This is a genomic window from Kitasatospora sp. NPDC048540 (assembly GCF_040651175.1).
In the GTDB taxonomy this organism is placed as follows: Bacteria; Actinomycetota; Actinomycetes; order Streptomycetales; family Streptomycetaceae; genus Kitasatospora.
Genome location: NZ_JBEZIR010000138.1, coordinates 1 through 22782 on the forward strand (window position 1 = coordinate 1; position 22782 = coordinate 22782).

Genomic DNA, 22782 nt, shown 5'->3' on the forward strand with positions numbered 1-22782 from the left:
CACACAGAAACTCACCCTCACCACCAACCCCGCCACCAGCCCAAGCACCACCCCCACCAACAGCACCACCCCCACCACCCCCAGCAACACCACCACCCCCAGCAACACCACCAACGCAAACACCAACAACACCACCACCACCAACACCGACACCGACACCGACACCGACACCGACAAAACCAACGACACCACCACCACCAGCACCACCGCCAGCACCAGCCCAACCACCACCCCCATCACCAACAACACCGACACCACCACCAGCGGCGGCACCCTCGCCCACACCGGCGCCACCCTCGGCATCGCCACCGCCGCCCTCATCCTCCTCATCACCGGAACCGCCCTCTACCGCAAATTCCGCAATTAACGAGCCGGCACGGAACAGGGCCCTGCATAAGCAGTGACCTTGTCCCGTATTCCGCGGAATAGAGCGGGCATGTTATTGTGCGCAAACAGAAATGCGCCCGGTCCCGCATAGGCAGAACTACTGGATGTCACGGGATGAATCGGTCAGGAATTCGCCATTCGCTGGACGGAGAGGACACGGCGATGTCCTATCCGGGGCGATTCCATCCGGCCCGTTCCGTGAAAGGGTGCCGTGATCTGCGGGAACTCGACGGCCTGTCCGGCTGCGGAACGCGATCTGCCGGATCCAGCCGGGTCCGTTCCCCTGGCGACGGCGGTGCATCCCCCTGGCCCCTGCATGCGCTCCCGTGTGTCACACGATGCCGTCACACGATGCAGCGAAGCGCCGCCCCACCGCTCGCGGCATGGCCGTGAAGGCGGTCACGACCTGCGGCTTGCATAGCCAGCGTTGCGCCGCTCCCGGGGGCTCTCCCCGCCCCATACGCCGTAGGCGGCGCGGCTGCTACGACCGGCCTCACGGCATGGTTCGGCGACCGGACAGGAGCCGCACCAGTCAGCCGCCTGGCGCTGGTCGGCGACGAACTTGGAGAACCACAGCTCGCTGTCCCGGGTCAGGCAGGGAATCCGGCCGGACGGGTGGGCAAGCACCAGATCGCGCAGCGTCTCGGGGGTGACGGGTTCGCCCGGTTCGGTGTCCGCAGGGGTCGTCGTCGCGGGTGGGTGGGCCGGAGCCGGGATGGCCGCGGGGGCGGGGATGGCCGTGTGGGCCGAGGTGGCCGTGTGGGCCGAGGTGGCCGCGTGGGCCGGGGAGGCGAGGGCCAGGCCCCCGGCGAGAACATCATCTGTGGCTAGGACGGTGACCGATCGCCCTGCCGCGGTCCGGAGTCGACCGGTGCATCGGGGAATCGCGTTACTACCGTCCATGTCGGCCGCCCATCCAAGCGCAGGGAATGAAGATCACTCTTGTCCCGACTCTATGGAATGCTCCGCGAGGAGGTCACGGGAGAGAAACGCTACGAGGCAGGAACGAGGCTCTGCCCTGCAACCGGACCTCAGGGGCAACCCTTCATGGACCGTCCGGTCGGCGTCGGCGCCGGGGCGGCCACGGAGGGCGGATTCGATCACGGGTGCGAAGTAGCAGCATCCCTGCCCCGGCAGGCTGAACCGAAACTTCCTTCACAGCCCGGCCGGCACCGGTCTGGGGATGTCCTCGGTGGGATGCGGGCGGTTTCCACGCTGTGAAGATGAGACCATCTCACTTCAGAGCCTTCCGCAGCTGGCGGCGCGATGTCAGACCGAGCTTGGCGTAGACGTGGCCGAGGTGGTACTCGACCGTCTTGGTGCTGACGAAGAGCTCCCCGGCGATCTCCTGGTTGGTCAACCCCTGGGCTGCGAGGTGGGCGACGGCACGCTCCCGTTCGGTGAGGCCGATCGGGGGGCCCGCGGTGGCCGGCGCCGCGGTAGAGGTCCCGGGGACGGCGGACTGGCCCTTCGTGTCGTCGGGCCGGCCTTCGGCACCCAGCGCGCCGAGCTCGGAGGCCGCCCGCTCGGCGAACGGGGTGGCGCCGATCTCCTGGTACGCGCGCCGGGCACGCAACAGGTGCTCCCGGGCCGCCTCGTGTTCTCCGGTGGTGCGAAGGATCCTGCTGTACGCGTGCTCGAGTCGGGCACGGTGAAGTGGGACGTCGTCGTCGCTGACGGGCAGGGCGAGGCCGTTGCGGTAGGCGGCGATCGCGTTCTGGGTATCTTGTCTGGCCTCGGCGAGCTCCCCCGTCAGCCAGTGCTCGGTCACCCGGAGGCAGGGCGCGTCCTCGGCCATCTCCTGGAGTTGCCCGAGAGCGGTGGTGGCCATGTCCAGGCGTCCGGTGCCGATGTACGCCTCCACCTGCAGCGGGAGCCACCAGACGTGCCAGCCGGCCAGCCGGGCCGCTGCGCCGGGGGGCGCGAAGCGCTGCATGGCCTGGGCCATCGCGGTGGGGTCTCCCTTGGCCTGGGCCAGCACCGCCGCAGCCAGGATCGGGTAGGCGCCGTCGAGTGCTGCTTCGCTCTCCCGGGCCGCCTTCTCGCTGGCTCGTTGGTGTTCCACGGCGGCATCCCAACGTCCCTGGCCGGCGGCCACCATCGCGGCGACGGCGTGTGCCGGGGCGAAGCCGAACAGCTGCCCGTTCGCGGCTGCGAGGGTCAGGGCGTTCTGCGCGGTGACCTCGGCGTCCTCCCAGACTCCCGCCAGATACTGGAACGCGGCCAGGATGAAGTACTCCGAGACCTGGACCTCGGTGACCTCTCCGGCACGCTGCCGGCGGACCAGGGTCATCAGATCCTCCATGCCGGCGTGCAGCTCGCCTGCCATCCCGCGCAGGATTCCGCGCGGGCTGAGCAGGAGACTGTCGGCGAGGGCGACCTGGGCGGCCTGCTCCGGCAGGGCCGTGGTGTCCGCCAGGGCGCGCAGGCCCGCACGCGGCTCCCCCATGTCGGCGGACGCCAGCGAGAGCAGGTACCGGGCGTAGCTGACCGCCCGGGGCGCGGGCAGGTCCAGGCTGAGGGCCCGCAGGAACAGGGGAAGTGCCTCCTCGCCCCGCATCTGCTGGCTGTAGGTGGCGCCCAGCCAGACGCAGGCAAGCGCGATCACCTGCGGTGAGCCTTCGCTCTCCGCGACGTGCAGTGCCTCTGACAGGAGTGCCGCGGCCATCTCCAGGCCGCCTTCGCTGTAGGCGAGGCGCCCCAGGACGCAAGTGCGCAGCGCGGACGGGGTGCAGGTCTCGATGGGGTGTCGTAGCGCGGCGCACCGTCGGTAGTTCTTTCCCAGTAGCAGGCGTACGGCGGCGGTGAGCAGGCGTCTTTCTTGGTCTTCGCGTCTGTCGGACAGGTCTGCGGCCCACAGGAGGAGGGTTGCGGCGCGGCTGAGCTGGCCCTGGGCGGCGACCCGGTCGGCCTCCGTCTGGAGTTCTGTGGCCAGTTCGGGGGCGACGCGGTCGGTGGCCGCGACGCGGTGTGCCCAGGCGGCGGCGGAGTCCACGAGTGGGACGGCGGCGGCGTGCAGGGCTCGGCGCCGTAGTGGGGGGATGGCTCGGTAGATCGCCTCTTGTTGGAGGGTGTGGCGGATTTCGACCGGGCTGGAGGGGTCGCCGGGGCGCCATTCGGCCATTCCGGAGTTGAGCACCGGTTCCAGGGCGGAGGCCGGGTCGTCGACCTGGGCCAGGCGGGCGGCGATGGCAAGTGGGACGCGTGAGTTGAGGATGGCGAGGGCTTCGAGCAGGTCGCGGCTGTTGGGCGGGAGCCGGTTCAGGGCTCGGTGGACGGTGTGGGCGAGCGACTTCGGTGCGGGCAGTGTGCGGAGAGGGTCTGCGAGGTCGTCGGACGGTGTTTCGTTGAGTACCGAGCGCAGGTAGAGCGGATTGCCTCCGGTGTACTTTCGCAGTCGGTCTGCTGCCTCCAGTGTGATGTTGGCTCTGCCCATGGAGCGTGCGAGCTGGATGATCTCCTGGTCGGCGAAGCCGGAGAGGACGATCTGGTGGCCGTGTTCGACGCCTGCGACTATTCGTTGCCAGTCCACCGAGAGGGTGGCGGCGGTGTGCTCACCCGGTCGGCGTTCCGTTCTGGTGATCACCACCACGAGGACCCGCTCGGCCCACAGTCTGCGGGCGGCGAAGCCGAGGGCGGCCATCGACGCTTCGTCGGCCCACTGGATGTCGTCGACCACGGCCGCCACCGGCTGGGTTTCCTGGGCCGCTCCCAGTAGTCGGACCACGTCTGCGCCGACCTGGATCGGTGACCTGGGCTCGGCGGTCGGCGGTCGGGAGAGGGACGGTGCCTCGGCGAGGATGGAGCGGGGTACTTTGCGGATCAGTTGGTCGACGACGCCGAGCGCGTAGTCCTGTTCCGTCAGGTCGCAGGTCGCCCACCAGACGGTGAAGTCGTCGAGTTCGGCGAGTGCCTGCCGTACGAGGAGACTCTTGCCGATTCCTGCTTCGCCTTCGACGACGACAACCCACGGCGTGCCCTCGCGTACCTGGCCGGCGCAGGCACGAAGGGTATCCAGCTGGCTCCGGCGCCCGATGAACTCCTGCTCGCCGTCCGACGCCGAGTGGGGCCCGGAACCGGTAACACCGTACATACCTTCATCTAATACCGGTATGTGTGCCCGTGCGAAGGCGTATGAGCGGTGATCTGTGCGGGTCGTTGTTCAGGCGCATAATTGGCCCATGGCCGGAACGGAGTGTCACGGCAGAGAAGAGGAAATCGCGATAGTGGCCGCCGGTCTCGCCCGGGCGGAGAGCATCGGCGGACAGATCGTCATGGTCGAGGGGCCGGACGGAATGGGGAAGTCCACCCTCATTGCCGCAGCCGCGGACATGGCACGATCCGGGTTCCGAACCCTCACGGTGCGGTGCGAGCAGTCCGGACGGGACCTGCCGTTCGCAGCCGTCCGTCAGCTGTTTCTGTCCCTTCCGGCCCAGCAGCGGCAGGAGTTGTTGTCGCCGCAGCTGATCGCCCTCTTCGACGACCCTGCGGGGGCACACGGCGACCAGGCTATCCTGCCGGCCCTGCTCCGGTTGACCCGTAGCCTGTGCGACCAGCAGCCACTGGCCCTGTTGATGGATGACGTTCAGTGGGCGGACGACTGCTCCCTGTCTTTCCTGGAGCATCTGGCTTCATGGGTATCCGGCCTGCGGTGCTATCTCGCTGCCGCGATCCGCGAGCCTCCCGGGGCCTGGGGGAGCCCGCTGGCTCCTGCCGGCGCGGACGTGCCGGACGCGGTGCGGACCGTCCTGCGGCCCGGGCCGCTGAGTGTCGAGGACAGCGGACGCCTGCTGGGCGACCGGCTGGTGGCAGCGACAGCCGGCGACCCTCCGGAGGAAGCCTTCGTCCGGGCCTGCCATGCCGCCACCGGCGGAAATCCGCGCTTGCTGGCGGACCTGGCTGACGCTCTCGTCGCCAGAGGCATCGCGCCGGTGGCCGTCGGCGCGGAGCGGGTCTCCGCTCTGGCGGCCGAAGCCTCGGCGCGGACGGCCGCCGAGTGGCTGACCCGGATCCCCCGGGCCCATGCCTCGATCGCCGAGGCGATCGCGATCCTCGGGCCCGAGGCGACCATGGCCGAGGCGGCCGCACTCGACGGTCTGCCCGCCGGGGTGGGAACCGGAGTGGACGAGGAACTGAGACGACTCGGCGGCATCCCCGGCCCCGCTGCGGTGGACCGGGGCCGCGCTCCGCTGTCCCCGCCGGTCCGCAACGCTCTGTACCAGGCGATCGAACCCGTCACCCGGGCGCAGGCACACCGGAGGGCGGCCGCGCAGATGCTGGCCGCGGGTGACCTGCGGCGGGCAGCAGGGCAGCTGCTGCAGACGCCTCCCGCGGCAGATGTCCAGACGGTACGCGTGCTGCTCCGGGCCGCCGACGAGGCGATGGCGCGGGGAGAGCCGCAGGAGGCGCTGAGAGACCTGCAACGGTGTCTGGCGGAGCCGCCCGAGCCGGAGCTGCGGGCGGATGTGCTCTTCCGGCAGGGCCGCGCGCGGCTGCTGCTCGACATCCCGGCGGCGGAAGACAGCCTGATCGCGGCCCACAGGCTGAGCAGCCGGTCCCGTCGGGCCGAGATCGCGCTCGACCTCGGCATCGCCATGCTGATGGGATGCCGTGGCTCGGAGTCGCTCAAGGTCTGGCAGCAAGCGCTGGATGACCCTTCGACGCAGGACGAGGAACTGCGCCACCGGCTTCAGGCGTCCGTACTGACCGTTCCGTTGTACGAACCGGGGCAGCAGGAATCGCGCGGTGACATCCTGCGGCGGGTGGCGGCCCTGGGCCAACAGCGGCTCACCACTCCCGGGGGCCGCACGCTCGCCTGCGTGATCGCCGCGCATTACGCGGTCCTGGGCGATCCGCAGGCCGTTCCCCGCGTGTTGCGTGCGATCGGCGGTGGCGCGGAGGATGCATATCCCACGGATGCGGTCCTGCTGGCGCCGGGGTGGCTCGTACTGGTGGCGGCGGAGAGGGACGAGGCCGTCGAGGCCCTGGAAGAGGCGGTGGCCGGGGCCGAGCGTGACGGTTCTCTGACCGCGCTGCTGCCGGCCCTGGCCTGTCGCGCGTCGGCCCTGCTGAGCCGGGGCCGGCTGGCCGAGGCGGAGGACGACGCGAGAAGGGCGGTGGAGGCCGTCGAGGCCACCTCGGCCCAGCTGTGGCGCTCCATCGTCGGTCCGCTGCTCGGCGATGTCCTGATGGAGCAGGGGCGTCTCGACGACGCCGAATCCGCTCTCAAATGGGCGCATGCGGGCGAGGCGGACTCCACCAGAGGCCTGGCGTACCACCTGCTTCACAGCCTGGGCCGGCTGCACCGGCTGCGGGGACGGCCCGCGGAGGGGCTGGAGGCGCAGTTGGCGGCGGGCAGGTCGTTCGGTGCCGCGGGCGGCCAGAACCCTGCGCTGGTGCCCTGGCAGTCGGAGGCGGCCCTGTGCTTCCACCGGCTCGGGCACTCGGGGGAAGGCCTGCCACTGGCCCGCGAGGAGCTGCGGCTGGCTCGCAACTGGAGTGCCCGGCCGGCCTGGGGCAGGGCTTTGAGGGTCGTCGGCGCCGTCCAGCCGCCCGAGGAGGGGCTCGTCTTCCTCTCCGAAGCGGTCTTCCGGCTCCGGGAATCGTCCGCCCGGCTGGAGTACGCCAAGGCTCTGGCGGCCCGGAGTACGGCCCTGCGCCGGCTGGGGCGGACCTCCGAGGCGGGCGAGGTGTGGGCCGAGGCTGCGGAGCTCGCGCAACGGTGCGGTGCCCGGCTCCCCGCCGAGGAGGAGCCGGCCGAACCGGCGCAGAGCCCCGAACCCGCCGATCTCGCCTACGGCTTCCTCGCCGCCCCGTCCCAGGCCGCCACCCCCGAGGCGGCACCGGGCGCCACCGACAGCGGCCCACGCACGAAGGAAGCACCCCAGATCACCGTGAGTGAGAACCGTGCCTGCGAACTGGCCGCCGCCGGACGCACCAACCGCCAGATCGCGACGGAGCTGTCCATCTCCGTCAAAGCCGTCGAGCTGCGGCTGTCCAATGCCTATCGCAAGCTCGGCATCAACGGGCGGCGCCAACTCGGTGAAGCACTGAGCCGCTCGACCCGCCAGGGATGAGATGCGATGTCCATGAGCACCGAGGGACGAAATCGCCGCCGGCCGAGCTGGCTGCACCTGCCCCGCCTGGGGTTGGGTATCCGGACCAAGCTCATGGCCATCTGCCTGGTCTCGATCATTCCGATAGGTCTCGCCACGGCGGCCCTGATCAACCAGCAGGACGTGCGCATCGATTTCGCCCGCAGCGAGTTGCAGGGAACGGAGTATCTGCGCCCCCTCAGCACGCTCATCCAGGACACCTCGGTCTACACCGCGCTCCAGCGTCTCCAGGCCGGCGGCGACACGTCCGACACCGGTCGGCTCCAGGCCACCGCGCAGTCGATCGACGCGGGCTTCGCCACACTCGACGAGGTGAACAGCCGGCTGGGCGTGCCTCTCCAGACGACCGTCGCGGACCTGGCTGCGAAGGGGAAGAGCCAGCTCGCGCCCGCTGCGCTCACCGCGGCATGGAACCAGCTGAAGACGGCCCCGGCCGCCGCTGCCGGAGCTCAGGACGCGGAGTACACCAAGCTGATCGACAACCTCCACCAGCTCTACTCCTACGTCGGCGACTCCTCCAAGCTCATCCTCGATCCCGACCTGGACACCTACTACACGATGACCGGCCTGCTGTTGTGGGAACCCCGGCTGGTCAACGAGCTCTACGCGATCAGCGGGACAGCGGTGCCGATCCTGGCCAACCAGTCCGCGAGCACCGCCGACCGGATCGAGGTCGCCCAGGAGAGCAGCGTGCTGGACCAGAACATCCGGGAGCTCAACGACGCACTGGACCGGGCTTTCGCCAACACCTCGTCGTTCAACCACAACAGCGGGCTCCAGCCCGCCCTCCAGCCCCAGCTCGAATCGGCCACCGCCAGCGTGCGCAGCGTCATCGACACCAGCGAACAGCAGATCGTGAACGCTCAGACGATCACCCTCGCACCGGCGGCCTACGGAGCCCAGACCACCACTGCGATCCAGGCCAACAGCACCTTGTGGAACTCCCTGTTCGACCAGGAGAACCACATGCTGCACACCCGTCAGGACACGCTCGAGCAGCAGAAACTGTTCGTCCTCGCCGGTATTGCCGCCGTCCTCGCCGTCATCATCGCGTTGACCGTGGGACTGGCCAGGCGGATCGCACGGAACGTCGCAACCGTCGCCCGGGCCTCCGAGGCACTCACCGCCGGTGATCTCGACCAGCGCGCCGAGGTACGCAGCCACGATGAGATCGGTGCCATGGCACAGGGGTTCAACACCATGGTCGACCGGCTCCAGGAGAGCTACACCGAGGTCGAGCAGAAGGTCACGGAGCGCACCAGCGAGCTGAAGGAACGCAACAACTCCCTGGCCCTGCTGCAAGGCGTCGCCGCTGCCGCCAACGAGGCGCCCACCTGGGACGAAGCGCTGAGGACGACGATGGCGCTGATCGGAGGGAGCATGCACTGGCCGGTCGGCCGCGCCCACCTGGTCGCCGCCGCGGCAGCCGAGGAGGCGGAGAGCGGCCATGAACCGCCGCCCCTGGTCCCCTCCGCCGTGCACTACGACGACGAAACCCTGGTCACCCCGGGGATCCGGGCGGTCGCCGATCTCCTGGACCGTTCGCCTGGCGGGCTGCCCGGATCGGCACGGGCCGATGGCCGGCCCGTCTGGGTCCCCGACGCCGCCGACGGCGTCCCCGGGTCGGCGGGCTGCGAAGGGGCCACCGGCCGCCTCGTGATCCCCGTTCACGTCGGGAAGGAGGTCCCGGCGGTCCTGGATTTCCTGACCGCCGATTGCCCGCCGCCCGACGGTGCCACCATGACCCTCGTGCTCAACGTCGGTTCCCAGCTGGGCCGGGTCCTGGAGCGGGAGCGCGCCGCCGCCAGGCTGGAGAGCGCCAAGGAGGCCGCCGAGAACGCCAACCGGGCGAAGAGTACGTTCCTCGCCACGATGAGCCATGAGATCCGAACACCGATGAACGCCGTCATCGGCATGACGGAGCTGCTCCTCGACACGGAGTTGGACTCCGAGCAGCGCGACTTCGCGAACATCGTCCAGCGGAGCGGTGAGAACCTGCTCACCATCATCAACGACATCCTCGACTTCTCGAAATCGGAAGCCGGGAAGATAGATCTGGAGAACCGCCCGGTCGATTTGCGGGACTGCGTGGAGTCGGCTTTCGACGTGGTAGCGGTGAAGGCCCGCCGAGAAAAGGAACCTCGATCTGGCCTACATCATCGACCCGCATATGCCGGACGAGGTCATGGGTGATTCCGTACGCCTCACCCAGATCATGGTCAATCTGCTGGGAAACGCCGTGAAGTTCACCGAGAGCGGCGAAGTCGTCCTCTCCGTGGACCGGAAGGACATCCCGTCCGATCTCCCCGGGGACGAGCACCACGACGCCGGTGTGAACGGTCATCAGGGTGCCATACAGCTGCACTTCAGTGTCCGTGACACCGGTATCGGCATACCGCCGGACCGGATTTCCTCATTGTTCAAACCGTTCGAGCAGTTGGACAGCTCCACGACGAGGCGCTTCGGCGGAACGGGTCTGGGGCTGGCGATCAGCAGCCGGCTCGCGCAGCTCATGGGCGGGACCATGTGGGCCGAGAGCCAGGACGGTGCGGGGTCGACGTTCCACTTCACGATGCTCACCAGCGAAGTTCCGCCCGACCTGCGTATGCGCCGGTTGAACAATTCACGGACCGACCTGCGCGGCAAGCGGATGCTCGTCGTCGACGACAACCCGACCAACCGAACGATCCTCAGCCATCAGGGCAGCTCGTGGGGGATGCTCGTCCGTGCGACCGGATCCCAGCAGGAAGCCCTCGACTGGATCCGCGCGGGCGACCCCTTCGACATCGGGATACTCGACATGCAGATGCCGGACATGGACGGTATCACGCTGTCCCAGAAAATCAGAGAACACCGCGGGCGGCAGGAGCTCCCCCTCTTCCTCCTCACTTCGATCGGCCGGCCCGACGCACCCAAGGAAATGCTCGAAGAATTCGCCGCCCACCATACCAAACCGATAAAAGCGGCGCAGCTCTACAAAGACCTGTGCCGCGAGATCCTGGGCCACCTGCCCTCGGCCGAATCCGAAACGAGCGACACGCAGCGCGAAACAGGACCGCAGAAGGAGCTGCGCATCCTGCTCGCCGAGGACAACGAGATGAACCGACAGGTGGCCCGGCGCCTGCTGGAGAAGATCGGCTACTCGGCCGACATCGTGGAAGACGGCCAGGCGGCCGTCGACGCGCTGCACGAGAACCACTACGACGTCATCTTGATGGATGTCCAGATGCCCCGCATGGACGGCCTCGAAGCGTCCCGCCGGATTCACCGGACCTGGCCCGCCGACCGGCGCCCCCGCATCATCGCCCTCACCGCCAACGCCATGCCGGAGGACCGGGAGAGGTGTGTGGCCGCGGGGATGGACGACTACCTCAGCAAGCCCCTCCACAGTGACGAGCTCGCCGCAGCCCTTGCCCGCTCGTCCCCGCTGGGACAGCCGGACGAAGACCTCCCGGCGAAGGAGGCCGCTGACTCCCCCGAGGAGGAATCCCACGACGAAGATCTCCCGGCGGTCGACACCGGCACCTTCACCCGGCTGGTGGCTTCGTTCGACAAGGCGTTCGTGACCCAACTCCTGGAGACCTTCCGCGAGGACTCGCCGCCACTCGTCGCGACCCTCCGAACCGGTCTCGCCGACCAGGACGCACCCGAGGTCCGGCGAGCGGCCCACACGCTCAAGTCCCACGGCCAGACGTTCGGGTTCCAACGGCTGGCCCCACTGTGCCAGCGCGCCGAGACTCTCGCAGAACAGGGCGACCTGCAGGGCGCCGAACCCGTCGTCACACAGATCGAGCGTGAGTACGAAACCGTCTCTCGGTCTCTCGACCAGCTGCAGAGGGAGCTTGAGCAATGACCACAGGCAAAGACAGGATCCTCGTCGTCGACGACGACCGTACCAACCGCATGATGATCACCTACCGGTTGGAAGTGAGCGGCCTCCTGACCGACACCGCCGAGAACGGCAACATCGCCCTCGAGAAGCTGCGCCGAGAACAGTTCGACGTCGTCCTCCTCGACATCGTCATGCCGGAGCTGGACGGCTACGCGACACTTGAGCACATGAGGGCGGACAGCGCTCTGCGTGACATACCCGTCGTCATGATGTCCGCCCTCGGCGAGATGGACAGCGTCATCCGCTGCCTCGAACTCGGCGCGGTGGACTATCTGCCCAAACCACTCGACTCGCTTCTCCTCGCCTCCCGGGTCAACGCCATCCTTCTTAAGGCGAGGCTCGAACACCTGGAGGAGGAACGTGAGGAAGAGCTCGGAAAGCTCGCCTCCGCCGTCGCCGCGGCCAGGCTCGACTCGCCGGCCTTCCACGAGCTGACCGCCTTCTTCGATTACCCCGGTTCCTTCGGCCGGCTGGCCCGCGAGATCGCCCAGGCGCTCAGAGCGCAGTGACGCAGCCCCCCACGGGGATCCGTGTGCCGCCCCCGGGAACACCGGGCGTTGCATTCGGTCCGCCTGGCACCCCGGCGCCGACACGAGCACGACCGACTCCCCCGCCATATGGCCCGGATCCGTACGGAGATCACCGACGGACGATTCCCCCGGCACACGGACCGCCGCCCTGCGTTCAGCACTCCGTCCAGCTCTCCGTCATCGTGACGCCGGCGCCTGACCCGGAGCGGCCGTCGGCCCGGTGCGCCCTGCCACCGCCGTCGTGAGGCGGCCTACGCGGCGTGCTCTGAGACCATGGGCAGCGGTTTCTCGTCCACCGGCTGCACCGCACGGCCTTCAGATCTCCGAGCTCGGCAGTCCGTGCGTTCGGCGGCCGGTCCAGCACCATTCGATGTTGACCCACGGGCTGTGCTGCCAGGCCGGTGGACGGATCTGCTGGATCTCGCCGTGCCGGCGGATCACCTCGCAGGCATCGTGCACCCGGTCCCTGTCCAGCATGCAGTACGCCCAGTCCAGGTCGGGCCCGTTACTCGCCTCGCAGGAGGCGAAGGTGTCGATACCCCGGGCCCACAGTGCCGGAACCACGGACAGCAGGCCGAGGTCTATGGCCGCCAGCGTACCGCCGTGGAGGTACTGCGGATGGTGGATCGATCCGGCGGGACGCAGTAGGGCGACCGCCGTGTGCCTGGTCCAGGCGGGCAACGCGGACTGCCGGACGGCGACGGCCGTCATCGGCTGCGGGGCCGTGCCCGGCGGCGACTCGGACACGGGAACGCCGAACCGGCCGTGACGGCTCCGATGGGAACGGGCGGACATACGGCCAGCCTGGCGTTGACCGGCGATGGCGACTACGGCCGAACGCGCAGCGAGAGGGGCACACACCCTGCCGTTGAGAGATCACGGCGGCACCGTCCGGCTCGGTGGTCGGAGGGCAGCTGCCCGGTGCTACGGGAGCAGGACGAGGCGTCCGGTCGCCCGGCCGTTCTCCAGCAGTGCGTGGGCGTGCGGGGCCTGGGAGAGCGGCAGCGCCTGGACCTGTCCCGCGCGCAGTGTTCCCCCGGCGAGCAGGGAGTTGAGTGCCGCCGCGGTGTCGGCCAGTTCGTCGGTCGTGGCGTTGGAGAGCGCGAACCCGCGAAGGCTCGCGTCCCGGGTGTAGAGCGTGCCGACCGGCAGGGTCGGGTGGGCGTCGAGGCCGGCCATCAGGATCACCCTGCCGCGGGGGGCCAGCAGCGGGACGACCTGTTCGAGGTCGTGGTGGCCGGAGGTGTCCCAGTACACGTCGATGCCGTCCGGTGCGGCCTTGTGCAGGCGCCCGATCAGATCGGGTGCGCGGCGGTCGAGGACTTCCTGGGCACCGCTGGACCGGCACCACGGGACCTGCTCGGACCGTGCGACGGCGATGACCCTGGCCCCGGCCTCCGCGGCGATCTGTACGACCGCGCTGCCGACCCCGCCGGCCGCTCCGCCCACGACGACGGTCTCGCCGGCCCGCAGCCGTGCTTCCCGGAAGAGGCCGAGGTGGGCGGTGGCACCGGTGTGGAGCACCGCGGCCGCCGCCACCGGGTCGACACCGGCGGGCAGGGGGTAGAGGCGCTCGGCGGCGACGATGGTGTAGGTCGCCGACGGTCCCTGGCGGCCGCCGTGGCCGAGGCTGTTGCACCAGACCGCGTCGCCCGCCAGGAAACCGGCCACCCCGGTCCCGACGGCTGCCACGGTGCCGACCGCGTCGCGCCCGATGACGAAGGGGAACGTCAGCGGTGTCGGGTAGGCGCCCGAGCGTACGAAGGTGTCGACGTGGTTGACCCCGATCGCCTGTGTACGGACCAGGACCTCTCCGTCACCGGGGACGGGGGTGGGCAGCGCCCCGACCCGGATCACGTCGGCCGGCCCCGTGGCGTCGATGTACGCGGCGGTGACCGTCGCGGGCGGGCTAGTCATGGGCCACACCGTAGGTGTCGGCCCAGGCTCGCTCCAGGTCCGGCTCGCTCCACTTCCCGAAGGTGTAGGCGGGTGAGTCCACCGGCAGCGCCCGCTCCACCCGGATCAGCACCGCCTCGTGGCACGGATAGGCGGGCCCGTGCGTGTCCATCACCCACTTGCGCGACCAGGCGTACACGGGGTCTCCCTCGCCGCGGAATTCGGCGGTTCCCTTGAACCGGAAGCCACGCCGTTTGAGGAAGTCGATCACGTTCACCTCCAGCCGGGGGTCCCGCCGGAGGTTCGCCACGGTGGTGGGGGAGGCCATGTCCATGAAGACCAGGTGGTCGTCGTCGTAGACGAGCAGCGATCCCTTCGGGGACAGGTTCGGGGAGCCGTCCTCGCAGACCGTCGCCACGAACGCGAGTTTCGCGCTGTCGACGATCGCGCGCATGTCCTGTGTGATGATCCCCATGCTGTCCCTCGTCTCACTACTCCCGGATGCGCTGCGCGCTCCGGGCTCTGGATGTCGTCGAGTGCCAGTGTCGGCGAGGTCGGCGGTTCTCACCATTGCCCGCCGCTGGGGTGCGGGGCCGGCTGTCCGCCATCTGGCATCCCGCGAGACCACTGCCGAACGGGTGTCCGATCGTTGGAGCCGAGGAGATCCGCCACCGGTTCCGTCCCGGCTCCACCGGGGGCGCCCACCGTCCCGATGTACTCGACGTCCGTCGGTTCCCTCAATTCTCCTCGACCATCCGCATGAACCGGAGGTCACCGCCTTCCTTGCAGATCACCTCCACCGGCAGCCAGGGCTCCAACAACCAGTGCACGATGCTGTCGGGCCCCGCTGCCAGCGGCCGCAGGCTTCCACCGACCGCTTCGGCGACCTGCCGCGCTTCCACGGCCGTCAACCGGGGGGACGTCGTCGCCCGTCGGCCCCCGTCGAGTTCGACCAGTACCGCGTCCGGCCGGCGCACGGCTCCGACGATTCCTACGACGAGGGCACGCCGGACCGGAGAGGGGAGACCGCCGCGGTCCATCGCGTCAACCGCCACTGCACCGCACCGTCCATGACCGCGGAGAAGACCTCGTGCTGCGGCCGCCCGCCGTACGCGGTACCGGCTCGGAGAAGACATCGGTCAGATCCTGTGCCATGCACATCCGCTCACTCCCGGGTAGCGAGACCGGCTCGGAACACCCGCCCCGCCGAACGGTTCGCTCAGGGGCCAGTTCCGATTCCGCCCCCACGCCGGATGAGCGGCAACCGGGCGATCCGGGTCGGGGCGGGGCGGAGCTCCGGTCCGGCCCGCACCTCCGGGGCCCGCCGGGGGTGACTTGCGTCAGGCCGTCCGCGGGAATTGACTGGCGATACCGGTCAGCTCTCCCTTCCCGGCCCGGAGGCCCGTGATGGAGGTCTACAACGATCAGTACATCGGCGGTCGCTGGCGGCCGTCCGTCGGCGACGGAGTGATCACCGTCATCAATCCGGCCACCGAGGACAGCCTCGCGGTCGTCCCCGCCGGGAGCGCCGCCGACATCGACAGTGCGGCCACGGCCGCCCGGGCCACTCAGCGCACCTGGGGTGCGACCGACCCCGGAACACGGCTCATCCACCTGAAGGCGATCCACGAGGGCCTGGTCGCGCGGCGGCACGAGATCGCCGACACGATGACCGCCGAACTGGGCGTGCCGATCGGATTCTCCACCGAGATCCAGACCGGCCTGCCGATCGCGGTCGCCGACAGTTACGTCGAGATCCTGGCCGACTACGAGTTCACCGAGAAGGTCGGCAACTCCACCGTCTACCACGAACCCGCAGGAGTCGTCGGCGCGATCACGCCCTGGAACTACCCGCTGCACCAGATCGTGGCCAAGGTCGTCCCCGCCCTCGCCGCCGGCTGCACGGTGGTGCTGAAGCCCGCCGAGAACACTCCTCTCGTGGCACGCCTGTTCGCCCGGATCGTGCACGAGGCGGCTCTCCCGGCCGGGGTCTTCAACCTCGTCACCGGCCTCGGCTCGGAGGCGGGCACGGCGCTCGCCGGCCATCCCCAGGTGGAACTGCTCTCCTTCACCGGCTCCACCGCCGTCGGGCGCTCGATCGCAGAGCTGGCGGGGCGTGACATCAAGCGCGTGGCACTCGAGCTCGGCGGCAAGTCGGCGAACGTGGTGCTCCCGGGTGCCGACCTCGCCACGGCGGTCACCGTCAACATGGCCTACATCTTCAGCAACTCCGGTCAGTCGTGCAATGCCTGGTCCCGGCTGCTGGTCCATCAGGATCAGTACGAGGAGGCGGTCACGCTGGCAGCCGAGGCCGCGTCCACCTACGTGCCCGGCGACCCCACCGATCCCGAGACCCTGATCGGCCCGGTCGTCAGCGCACGGCGGCGCGACCGCGTACGCGGTTACATCCAGCAAGGTCTGGATGCCGGCGCACGGCTCGTGACCGGCGGCGTCGAGGCGCCGGCCAACTGCGAGCGGGGCTTCTACGTCCGGCCGACGGTCCTGGCCGACGTCACCCCGGACATGACGGTGGCCCAGGAGGAGATCTTCGGACCGGTCCTGTGTGTCCTCGCCTATCGCGACCCGGAGCACGCCCTGGCGCTGGCCAACGGAACCGCCTACGGCCTGGCAGGCGGCGTATGGGCGGCGGACGAGCAGAGTGCCATCGCCTTCGCCCGACGCATGGACACCGGGCAGGTGCACATCAACGGGGGCAGGTTCAATCCGCAGGCACCGTTCGGTGGATACAAGAACTCCGGTGTGGGACGGGAACTGGGCCGCCAGGGCTTGGAGGAGTTCCTTCGTACGAAGTCCCTGCAGTTCTGAGGCCGGGCGGGTCAGCACGTAGGGGGCGGTGCCGCCCGGACGCAGACCCGGTTGCTGAGCGGTTGCTTCCAGTCCGCCGAGGACCACCTTCGGCGGTCTCGGCGTCAAGGGAAGCACCCGCCTGCGCTTCGGAAACGTCCGGCGGGCACACGGGACGCCTATGCCAGCTCGACGGCGGTGCCGTCGTATTGCACCGCAACAGGTCCGTGGCAGTGCATCTCCCCAGCGGCACCGGTCACTTTTGCATGCCAGAAGTACTTGGCCATGAACACCTCCAAGCTCAGGTAGCAGCTCCAGGAAACTCCGCCCTGGCCGGCACGACGACCACACGAATCGCCTTCCACCCGTACGCCGTCCCTGATCTGCCCGGTCCGCTGCCCGAACGGGGCGCGCCGCCACCTGACGCCCCGCCGGGCTTCCGCATCACGGCGCCGACGCGGAAGCGGAGGGGGCCGCGGGGGTCGTGGGGCTCGAGGACTTGCCGGCGGCGGTGGCCGAGGGGCTCGGCGCCGGTGCGCCGGAAGGGCTCACGGCCGGGCCGGCCGGGGGCGTGGTCGTGGTCGAGGGGCTCCCGGACGGGGCGCCGACGCTTCCCGGATCCGCCGTCGTGTCCGGTGAGCCCGATGGCGAGGGTCCGGACGGTGAGCCGGAGGGCGACGGCCCGGACGGCAGGACGGCGGCCGGGCCGGAGCCGCCGGTGGACGGTGCCACGGGCGCCTTCCGGGGCGGTTCGGACCGGCCCGGGGTGAGCGAGGTGCCGGTCCGGGAGTCCCCGCCGGTCAGACTGCTCACGGGCCGGCCCGCCAGTACCTCGACCGCCAGGATCGGCACCATCGCCAGGGCGAACACCAGCGCGGAGGCGGTCGTGTACGTCCGCCAGCCGCGGCGGCCCTTCGCCCGGACCAGCCGCGGCTCGCTCCACTCCCCCGACGGCGCGGTCACAGGCTCCGCATCCGGGGCGGGTACCTGGCGCAGCCCGTTGACCACCGGGCCCGGTCCGCGGTCCACCGCGCTGAGCAGTTGCTCGCCGGTGCGCCGGAACAGGTGCTGGAACACGGCACTGCCGACGGTCGCCCCGACACTGACGACAGCCGCGCCGATGATGGTGCCGTAGACGCCGAGTTCGGAGGCGAGGACGGCGCCGGCCACGGCAGCCAACGCACTCGCGACCACCTGGGCGACGCTCAGGTCCAGCCGTCGGGGGCGATCTCCTCCGGCCTCCGGTTCGGCGACGGTCCCACGCGGGTCCGGCTGGCTGGGCGGCGGCATCAACGTCCCTCGGTCGGCGCATCCTCTTCGAACAAGTCCACCCATCTTGCACAGACAAGGGCGGATGGGGCGAAAGTCGGATCCGCGGCGTTCGATATACGAAGGACAGAAGCCCCCACATCTCACATGGCGGAAACAGCGCCGCTGTCCCACCCGCGACCGTGCAGCCGTGCAGCCGTGCAGCCGTGCAGCCGTGCAGCCGTGCAGCCGTGCAGCCGTGCAGCCGTGCCGACCTTGCCACTTGACGCTCGCGGGCGCCCTCCGGCGCCTGCGGACCGCTCCCTCCCCCGACGTCCCAGGCCACTCCAGGCACGACCGGACAGCTACTGCTGCCTTGATCAGTGCTTCCTCGGGCACGTCTCGATGGGGAGGGCACCGCGATGGTGGTCACCGATACAGGCGTGCAGAGGATGCCGCCGTGTGAAGGCGAGGTGGGCGTATCCATGGTCCAGGAGCAGGAGCCAGGACGGCTGGGCGCGCGCGGCGGTGCGGATCTGGTCATCCTCGTCGGTGGGACCGACCGGACCTCACACCGCGTCCGGCCGGTTCTGGACAGGCATCCGGTCCCGTCACCGGTGCCGGCTGATCAGAAGGACCTGCGCTGGAGGTACGGGCCGCCGCGCTGGGTGGAACTCGACGACGGCGAGCGCTGTTGGGCCTGGGTCCTTGAGCCGCAGGGTCGCTGCACATGACGGACCGCGAGGACGACGCGTCGCCCCCGATGCCGACCAGAGCCTGTCCCGCCCCCATGGAAGCCGACGACGGCGGGAACGCCGGGGACGGGCTTCCTCCCGGTGACCTGGAAGCCCGCGTCAACGCCACCGCGGACACCAATCCCCGGGCACGTGAGCTGGTCGAGAAGTACCGGGTGGATCTCGAGCTCATCTATATCTTGCGCTGGGCGGCCGCCGGACCCCGGACCGGTCAGGAACCGCACGTCGAAGGACCTGGGAGGTCACAGTGATCGTGAGAATCATGGGCGAGGGGCAGCTGACGTTGGCCGACTGCCACCTCCCTGAATTGAACAGGCTGGACGAGGCTCTGCTGGACATCATGGCGGCCGGGGACACCGGAGCATTCCAAACGACGTTGAAGGCGCTCATCGCAACGGTCCATCGACTCGGCACACCTCTTGCGGACGACTCCCTCCTGCCGTCCGACCTGATCCTGCCGGCCTCGAACGCGTCCATCCAGGAGGTCAGGTCGATGCTGCGAGATGGCGGTGAGGGTCTCATCCCGGATTGACCGGAGCGAGGAGTCCTGGCCGGGAGACGCGGCGAGCAGACAGCACGCGGGGCGACACCGCGATCGTCCGTCGTACGGAGTCGATTCACCAGGCCGCCGCGGCCACCGAGCCGGCCCGCCAGCAGGCCGAGCAGATCCGTCGCCGGCAGGCCGGAATACCGTTCCTCCGGCGGGCGGCCTCACCCAGGCACAACGCAGCGACCTGACGCTGACCCGGGAACACGCACGGCGCCTCGAGAAGACGCTGCGCGTCCTGGCCAAGGGTCCGTTTCCACGATCACGGCCGATGCCAGCACGACGCCCGCTTCAACGGCCCCGTCCAGGCCTATGCCGAACACGTCACCGTACTCGGCAGCGAAGTACGGATACTGGACGTCTTCTTCGGGCGCAAGGACAGCGCTATCGCCCGGATCCAGCTGGGCGCCCGGAACCGGACCCACCTCGGCTACCTGCGCGTCGCGGCGGAACCGGGCGTCAGCGCCATCAGCTATTGGTGCAGGTGTTGCCGGCACCGCAAATATTGATCGAATGGTAAATGGGGATCTTGATCACTTGGCCGGATATCCAACCGGACGATCCGAAGGAGAGAGCCGAAGCCGTGGCCGATGATGGGCTCACCCGGGTCGCTACCGCGGCGGAGGCGGACTGGGCCGCCGCAATTCCACCCACCGTAGTGAGCAGGGCAGCCCCGGCCATGGCCGCGGCGAATCGCTTCACAGAGCGTGTCATGGCTTTCCTCGATCCAAAGGCGAAAAGTCGGATATTCACTATTCACCCAGCCTGTGACTCTGCGTCTGGTTTGTCCAGCCTGAAAGGGCGGGCTGCCGTACCCCTCAGCGCACCCGGCCGGTCCGGCCCCGGGAGGCGGCAGGTCCCCCGGCGTCCGCGGTCACACCGCTGCCGTCGCACACCATCGACCGCCCACGGTGCGGCTGCCGGCCGACCGGATGACGCAGTCCGCCACTGTCCGAACCGCGCTCGGCCTGTGTCGTGGATGTTGTCCGCGGACAACATCCACCTCCGCGGAAGGGGGGCCGGGACGGTGGATGCGCGAACAAGCACGGTGCATGCGGGTGGGCGGGTCTGTGCAGCCTTGGCGAGGTCATTGCGCCCCAGGAGGAGTCGCGAAGACCGCCAGAAGTCGGCCGTTCCACCATCGAGCGGGGCACCAACCCGACGACATGTCAGAAGATGCCCGATTTACTCCGTGTCGCGGGTACTGACACCGCGCCAGGGGTTAGTAAACTCCCCTCATGAGCGCTCCGATTGTGCCCGAGAACCGGGACAAGGTAGTTACCAAACTCCCCCCACAGCTTCGACGCGAGCTGAAGATCCGCGCGGCCACCGTCGGCGTCGACATCCAGGACGCCGTCACCCAGGGCATCCAGGCCTGGCGCGCCTCCAACAGTGCCCTCGACCTGATCGACACCGCCCGCAGCGACTCTTTCTCCACCTACGTGCCGTCCGCCCTCTACAAGAGCTTCCGTGAGGACTGCTCCACCCGTGGCATCCCCTACAACCAGGGCCTGGCACAGTCCATCCGCCTCTGGCTGGACACCCACCCCCTCCCCCAGCGCAACCGCATGGCGACCGGCGCCCGCAGGATCGCCTTCGGCAACCAGAAGGGCGGCGTCGGCAAGACCGCCATGTCCGCGGGCGTCGGCCAGGCCCTCGCCGAGATGGGCTACCGCGTCTGCCTGGTCGACTTCGACCCCCAGGGCCACCTCACGAAGCAACTCGGCCACGAGCACCTCGCCATCAAGGGCGACAGCCTCGTGAAGAACATGTGCGGCGAACGCCAGTCCGACCTGCGCGATCTGCTGATCGAGATCGGCGGAGACGCCTTCGACGGCCGCCTGTACCTGCTGCCTGCCTGCACCGACGGCTTCCTCCTCGACGCAAAGCTCGTCACCTCCCGCGAGGTGAGGGTCAAGGAGACCGCCCTCGAGAAGGCACTCGCCGAGGTGGAGCGCGAGTTCGACTTCGTCCTCGTCGACTGCCCTCCCAGCCTCGGCTACGCCATGGACAACGCTCTGTACTACGCCCGCACGCGCGCGGGCGAACCCGAGGGCTACTCCGGCGTGATCATCCCCGTCCAGGCAGAAGACTCCTCGGCGGACGCCTACGAGCTCTTGCGGGACCAGATCGACTCCCTCTGCGACGACCTCGAGATCGACATCCACGACCTGGGATTCATCGTCAACCTCTACGACTCCCGCAAGGGCTACGTGGTGACGTCCTCCCTGGAGGGCTGGAAGTCGATCGGCATCCCCGAAGTGATCGCCGTCGTCAACGAACTCAAGGACCAGCGCGAGGCCGTGCGCGCCAAGACCCCGCTGCTCGTCTACGCCCCCGACGGGGAGCAGGCCGAGATCATGCGCGACATCGCCAGGAGGATCGCAGAATGACCAAGGCCGCAGACCGCGTCGGCGCCGGCGCCTTCGGAAGCCTCGGCCGCCAGCCCCGCAGCGAGCGCGGACGTGCCAAGGCGCAGGCCGAAGGCGCCATCCCGGAGTACGAGCTCCTGCGCCTGGACCTGTCCAAGGTCGATCCCTGCCCCATGAACCCGCGCCGGAACTACGGCACCGAGGAGCAGAGCGAGGCTCTCGGCCAGAGCCTCGCGAAGAAGCAGACGACGGCCTGTGTCGTGGTGACCCGTGAGGCGTATCTGAGGCTCTGGCCCGCCCATGAGCGGATCACCAGCGGGGACAGCGAGTACGTTCTGCTGAACGGCGAGCGCCGCTACCGGGCCGCCCGCCAGGTGGGCCTGGAGGCACTCGACTGTGTGGTCCGTGACGACCTGGCGACGAGCCGGGCCGACTTCATGGACTACCTGATGATCGAGAACGAGGACCGAGAGGACTTCGATCTCATCGAGCGGGCCCGCGGCCTCGAACAGCTTCTTGCCGCCTGTGATGGCAACGCCGCCGAGGTGGCCCGCCGGCGTGGCCGGGACAGGTCCTGGGTCGGTAACCAGATCGCGCTGCTGACACTGCCGTTCGCCATTCAGCAACGTCTTGCCACCGGCGAGATGGCCGAGCGCTACGGGCGTCGGCTGGCCCGGGCGTTCAAGGACGACCGCTCACTTACTGCTGACGACCTCCTGGCACTGGAGGAGAGGCTCAAGAGCGAGGAACGGGCCAAGCGCGACGCGGTCCGGGAAGCGGCACGGATGTTGTCCGCGGACAACATCGCGACGTCCGCAGCTGAGACCGTCGAGCAGGTGGCCACGGCTCCCGTGTTGTCCGCGGACAACACGGCCCGAACGGTCGCACCGGACGACACCCCCACCGCACAGCCCCCCCGACCCGCACCCCACGAGAACATGTTGTCCGCGGACAACACAGCCCGCACCACCGGCCCGGCGGCACTCCCCCACCAGAGTGCCCCGGTGCAAGGTCACGGGACGACGACTCCGGCGCAGCTTGTCCGAGCACTGGGGGAGACCGCTGATGAGCAAGCTGCGACCCTGCGCGCCGGGTTGGACGTCGAGGCCTTCCACGCGCTGGTGGAGGTGTTGCACTCACATCATCATATGTGTCGGCGGCGGTGGCCCAGGTCGTCGCGGAGCGGCTGCGCGACATGGGTGCGCCACCGAGCAGAACGCGCAGTCGACAGTTCC

18 protein-coding genes and 1 pseudogene are annotated in these 22782 nt (G+C 69.4%); 11 read left to right on the forward strand and 8 right to left on the reverse strand.

The window, feature by feature from the left end; all coding sequences use genetic code 11:
* Positions 1 to 367 (forward strand): annotated as a pseudogene (locus AB0D08_RS34590) (hypothetical protein); the annotation flags it as partial.
* Positions 368 to 786: 419 nt separating this feature from the next.
* Here the strand turns inward: AB0D08_RS34590 and AB0D08_RS34595 are convergent.
* Both AB0D08_RS34595 and AB0D08_RS34600 read right to left on the reverse strand, forming a co-directional pair.
* Positions 787 to 1290 (reverse strand): WhiB family transcriptional regulator, encoded by a 504-nt coding sequence (locus tag AB0D08_RS34595; RefSeq protein ID WP_359894226.1) that lies wholly within the window; start codon positions 1288 to 1290, stop codon positions 787 to 789.
* A 331-nt stretch (positions 1291 to 1621) separates the two neighbouring features.
* Positions 1622 to 4480 carry a LuxR family transcriptional regulator gene (locus AB0D08_RS34600; protein WP_051812031.1) on the reverse strand — a complete coding sequence of 953 codons (2859 nt, stop codon included), beginning with the start codon at positions 4478 to 4480 and terminating at the stop codon, positions 1622 to 1624.
* A gap of 88 nt (positions 4481 to 4568) precedes the next feature.
* Here AB0D08_RS34600 and AB0D08_RS34605 point away from each other — a divergent pair, with 88 nt between their 5' ends.
* From AB0D08_RS34605 to AB0D08_RS34620, 4 genes are read left to right on the forward strand one after another with little or no spacing between them, the layout of a single operon-like run.
* The gene (locus AB0D08_RS34605) at positions 4569 to 7463 is read left to right on the forward strand and encodes an AAA family ATPase (RefSeq protein WP_359894228.1); all 2895 of its coding nucleotides are present in this window, start codon (positions 4569 to 4571) and stop codon (positions 7461 to 7463) included.
* 6 nt (positions 7464 to 7469) lie between these two features.
* Positions 7470 to 9695 (forward strand): histidine kinase dimerization/phospho-acceptor domain-containing protein, encoded by a 2226-nt coding sequence (locus AB0D08_RS34610; protein WP_359894230.1) that lies wholly within the window; start codon positions 7470 to 7472, stop codon positions 9693 to 9695.
* Entirely contained in the window at positions 9673 to 11355 is a 1683-nt protein-coding gene (locus AB0D08_RS34615) for a response regulator (RefSeq protein WP_359894231.1), read from the forward strand. Before AB0D08_RS34610 ends, AB0D08_RS34615 begins: the two co-directional genes overlap by 23 nt.
* The gene (locus AB0D08_RS34620; RefSeq protein ID WP_051812033.1) at positions 11352 to 11903 is read left to right on the forward strand and encodes a response regulator; all 552 of its coding nucleotides are present in this window, start codon (positions 11352 to 11354) and stop codon (positions 11901 to 11903) included. The genes AB0D08_RS34615 and AB0D08_RS34620 overlap by 4 nt, the downstream gene beginning before the upstream one ends.
* A 336-nt stretch (positions 11904 to 12239) precedes the next feature.
* On the opposite strand, the gene AB0D08_RS34625 is transcribed toward AB0D08_RS34620, so the two are convergent.
* From AB0D08_RS34625 to AB0D08_RS34640, 4 genes are all read right to left on the reverse strand, one after another.
* Positions 12240 to 12671: a hypothetical protein gene (locus AB0D08_RS34625; protein WP_359894233.1), complete on the reverse strand. Its 432-nt coding sequence runs from the start codon at positions 12669 to 12671 to the stop codon at positions 12240 to 12242.
* Positions 12672 to 12848: 177 nt separating this feature from the next.
* Positions 12849 to 13841, reverse strand: a complete 993-nt coding sequence (locus AB0D08_RS34630; RefSeq protein WP_033819295.1) for an NADPH:quinone reductase — start codon at positions 13839 to 13841, stop codon at positions 12849 to 12851.
* Positions 13834 to 14295: a pyridoxamine 5'-phosphate oxidase family protein gene (locus AB0D08_RS34635; protein WP_359894234.1), complete on the reverse strand. Its 462-nt coding sequence runs from the start codon at positions 14293 to 14295 to the stop codon at positions 13834 to 13836. The genes AB0D08_RS34630 and AB0D08_RS34635 overlap by 8 nt, the downstream gene beginning before the upstream one ends.
* Before the next feature lie 262 nt (positions 14296 to 14557).
* Positions 14558 to 14797, reverse strand: coding sequence for a hypothetical protein (locus AB0D08_RS34640; RefSeq protein WP_149038032.1), 240 nt, complete (start codon positions 14795 to 14797; stop codon positions 14558 to 14560).
* A gap of 430 nt (positions 14798 to 15227) precedes the next feature.
* Here AB0D08_RS34640 and AB0D08_RS34645 point away from each other — a divergent pair, with 430 nt between their 5' ends.
* On the forward strand, positions 15228 to 16646 hold the full coding sequence (locus tag AB0D08_RS34645) for an aldehyde dehydrogenase family protein (RefSeq protein WP_359894236.1): 1419 nt from the start codon (positions 15228 to 15230) through the stop codon (positions 16644 to 16646).
* Between the two features lie 423 nt (positions 16647 to 17069).
* On the opposite strand, the gene AB0D08_RS34650 is transcribed toward AB0D08_RS34645, so the two are convergent.
* Entirely contained in the window at positions 17070 to 17915 is an 846-nt protein-coding gene (locus tag AB0D08_RS34650) for a hypothetical protein (RefSeq protein WP_359894238.1), read from the reverse strand.
* Between the two features lie 380 nt (positions 17916 to 18295).
* Here AB0D08_RS34650 and AB0D08_RS34655 point away from each other — a divergent pair, with 380 nt between their 5' ends.
* From AB0D08_RS34655 to AB0D08_RS34665, 3 genes are read left to right on the forward strand one after another with little or no spacing between them, the layout of a single operon-like run.
* Positions 18296 to 18607, forward strand: coding sequence for a hypothetical protein (locus AB0D08_RS34655; RefSeq protein WP_033819307.1), 312 nt, complete (start codon positions 18296 to 18298; stop codon positions 18605 to 18607).
* Positions 18608 to 18663: 56 nt separating this feature from the next.
* Positions 18664 to 18879 carry a hypothetical protein gene (locus AB0D08_RS34660; protein WP_359894240.1) on the forward strand — a complete coding sequence of 72 codons (216 nt, stop codon included), beginning with the start codon at positions 18664 to 18666 and terminating at the stop codon, positions 18877 to 18879.
* Positions 18876 to 19160, forward strand: coding sequence for a hypothetical protein (locus AB0D08_RS34665; protein ID WP_359894242.1), 285 nt, complete (start codon positions 18876 to 18878; stop codon positions 19158 to 19160). Before AB0D08_RS34660 ends, AB0D08_RS34665 begins: the two co-directional genes overlap by 4 nt.
* A 483-nt stretch (positions 19161 to 19643) precedes the next feature.
* On the opposite strand, the gene AB0D08_RS34670 is transcribed toward AB0D08_RS34665, so the two are convergent.
* Entirely contained in the window at positions 19644 to 19889 is a 246-nt protein-coding gene (locus AB0D08_RS34670; protein WP_359894244.1) for a chaplin family protein, read from the reverse strand.
* 524 nt (positions 19890 to 20413) lie between these two features.
* Here AB0D08_RS34670 and AB0D08_RS34675 point away from each other — a divergent pair.
* Both AB0D08_RS34675 and AB0D08_RS34680 read left to right on the forward strand, forming a co-directional pair.
* Positions 20414 to 21568, forward strand: coding sequence for a ParA family protein (locus AB0D08_RS34675; RefSeq protein WP_359894246.1), 1155 nt, complete (start codon positions 20414 to 20416; stop codon positions 21566 to 21568).
* Positions 21565 to 22782 (forward strand): ParB/RepB/Spo0J family partition protein (locus AB0D08_RS34680; protein WP_359894248.1); only part of this gene is annotated, 1218 nt, incomplete at its 3' end. The genes AB0D08_RS34675 and AB0D08_RS34680, both read left to right, overlap by 4 nt.